Consider the following 2,628-nt stretch of genomic DNA (forward strand, 5'->3'; position numbering starts at 1 on the left):
ATGATGCTGTAAATCAGAAACATTTTTTTATTGTTGAGTGGAAATCAGATTACGGTTGCGGTAATAAGCCTGGTTCAAATTGTAGGTAACGTTTAGTATAACCGCAGTTACGGGATTAAATTTAATGTTTTTCGGTTAAGCACTGACGTTAGCAATTACGCGTGGATTCGGACGCAGTCGAATCCGCCGTAATTGCGGTTATACAGTGTTCTCTACAGTTTTTCCTGCAATATATATGAGAACAGCAAAAATCAGATACCGTAAAATCGCAAATAACGATTGATAAGATTCCAGCAAATATTCTCCACGCATAAAATCCACATATTTTGAAAACTCGTCAGCACGATTTTCGAGAACAAATCTGGTTCCATAAATCGTATATAAATATTGAAAAATTTGAGACAATACAAAAGCAACGATCCAATTAAAGAATAATTTACGTAATTTATTTTCCGAGAATGTTGTTTGATTTTTAATTGTCAGAAGTGAGAATATTCCAAGTAAAATATAAACTATAAATAATGATGATTCTGTAATCCAAAAATTCAGAATTGGCTTTTGGTCAAACCATATTTGAAAATCGCGAAATGCAATGCGGGCGAAATATGTAAATCCCATAACTGTTGCTAAAATAAAAGCTCCAATTCCAATAAAATAGAAGATTTGTTTTTTGTTTAATTCAATCACGAATATTTTTTTAAATTGTAGAGAACGTTTAGGCTATGGTTTGTTGCGGAAAAAATCCGCAGGATTCTTTCCGCTGTAGCCGAAAGATAGCAAAACGGCGAGAATTTTCGGCAGAAAATTCCGCCGCAATGAACTATAGCTGGTGTTGTGCAACGTTTTTTAGTCCAAAGCCCATCCAAAAGCTGAGCTGATCATAATTAATATATTTATTCCAATTATTGCGAGACTTGTAAAAATCAATTTTTTTCTGATAGCTTGCAGCTTTAAAATAAGATTGACCAGATAACAAATCACAATTGTCAATATCCCGTAAAACATAATCATTGTTGCAAAAATTATTATCTGACGGTCAAATCCGTTTAAGGAGATCAATTCCGGGTCTCCATATTTTGGAAAATGCCCAAATTCAATTAAACCTTGTAATATGAAGTAACTCCAAATAATTATTGAAAGAACCAAAAGTATTGTGGTCAGCCGTAAAGTGTAAATTACTAATGGGTTTAGAATATTTATTTTAGTTTGAGAAAATGTCATATTTTAAATGTTGCACAACATGCGCATATACGCATGTTTTTAAATATTATTGCTGCTATCCCGCACATGTGCGCAACGGCATCCCTCCCAAATATAAACCTTATTTTTTAACCACCGCCATAAGCGTCTCCACCTTAGTCGTAAGCACTTTATTCTCCTCCTCCAGTGCGGCAATGCGCTGCTGAAGGGGCAGGGTTTGGTCTGGGGCGTTGGTGGTAAATTCTGCCGGCAGCTGGGCGGCCAGGTCCAGAAAAAAGTTGTGCTTCATCACGGTGCACAGCTGCCACAGCACTTCGGTTTGAAGGGAGGGGCGTTTGGTGAATTCCAGTATTGTTTCCGGTGCCCGGTGCATCGCCCGCGACACCGCTGCTTTGGAAATGCGCCGTGCCTTGATGCGCTGCGCAAGCATTTCGCCCACGTTTGGGCTAGTCCTCTGGAGGTTAAACTTGCTTTTTGCCATAAGTATCAATTTTTAATGGTGAATATGTCCGTTTTAATAGTCTAAATATCGTGATTGATAGTCAGAACATCATTTTTAATAGTCAAAATATCTATTTTAATAGTCAGAATATTATTTTTAATAGTCAGAACATCTATTTTAATAGTCAGAATATCATTTTTAATAGTCAAAATATCTATTTTAATAGTCAGAATATCATTTTTAATAGTCAGAACATCTATTTTAATAGTCAGAATATCTGTTTTAATAGTCAGAACATCTATTTTAATAGTCAAAACATCATTTTTAATAGTCAAAACACTATTTTAAATAGTGCAATTGCCATTTTTATAGTGGTTTTGACTATCTTTTTTATCATAACGGAGGCGAAAAAAAAACGGTTCCTCAAGAACCGTTTTCTACTGCTCCACTAATTCTTACGAAATAGTTTCGTTGTCATCCACCGGTTTACCGCCATTCTTTGCGAACCGAGGCTTTAGCCTGTCATAGCTCGCCTGTGCGCCGGGCACGCCGCTGCGCGCCAAAACATCATACATGCCATAGGCAGCCGTGGCAAGGCCATAGCCCTCGTGCCCCGCAAGACGCCGGATGTCCTCCACCCTTTGGCTAATGTTCTTCATCCAGCTTAGGATGCTCTCCGTTTGTTCAAATAGACTGAGGTCATTCGCCAGAAATTCCTTGTTGTAGGTGCCGTTCACCGCGGCAATGGGGTTGGTGTTCATCTCGTCCAGCACCTCTTCGGCAAAAACCTTGTTGTCCACATTTATGGAATTCAATTCCCTGCGTTGCTCATCTGTGAGCGTTGCGGTGGGCAGGGCGGACTCTACCGTGGTTAGGGCCTCCATAATTTCGGTAATTGCCAGCTCCGCAAGAACCTGGTTCAGCAAATTTTGATTCGTGTTGCTCATAATGTAAAATTTAAGTGGTTTATAGTGTGACAATTATGG

Annotated in this window: 4 protein-coding genes; all 4 read right to left on the bottom strand. The window is 38.5% G+C overall.

The window, feature by feature from the left end:
- Nucleotides 1-198 precede the first annotated feature (198 nt).
- On the bottom strand, nucleotides 199-687 hold the full coding sequence (locus QRD02_RS14195; RefSeq protein ID WP_290255621.1) for a hypothetical protein: 489 nt from the start codon (nucleotides 685-687) through the stop codon (nucleotides 199-201).
- A gap of 634 nt (nucleotides 688-1,321) precedes the next feature.
- A complete protein-coding gene (locus tag QRD02_RS14200) occupies nucleotides 1,322-1,681 on the bottom strand; it encodes a hypothetical protein (protein WP_290255622.1) in 360 nt (119 codons plus the stop codon).
- A 41-nt stretch (nucleotides 1,682-1,722) separates the two neighbouring features.
- The gene (locus QRD02_RS14205) at nucleotides 1,723-1,977 is read right to left on the bottom strand and encodes a hypothetical protein (RefSeq protein WP_290255623.1); all 255 of its coding nucleotides are present in this window, start codon (nucleotides 1,975-1,977) and stop codon (nucleotides 1,723-1,725) included.
- A gap of 120 nt (nucleotides 1,978-2,097) precedes the next feature.
- Nucleotides 2,098-2,589: a hypothetical protein gene (locus QRD02_RS14210; RefSeq protein WP_290255625.1), complete on the bottom strand. Its 492-nt coding sequence runs from the start codon at nucleotides 2,587-2,589 to the stop codon at nucleotides 2,098-2,100.
- Nucleotides 2,590-2,628: the final 39 nt, after the last annotated feature.

It is taken from the genome of Aequorivita aurantiaca, from assembly GCF_030410135.1.
Classification (GTDB): Bacteria; Bacteroidota; Bacteroidia; order Flavobacteriales; family Flavobacteriaceae; genus Aequorivita; species Aequorivita aurantiaca.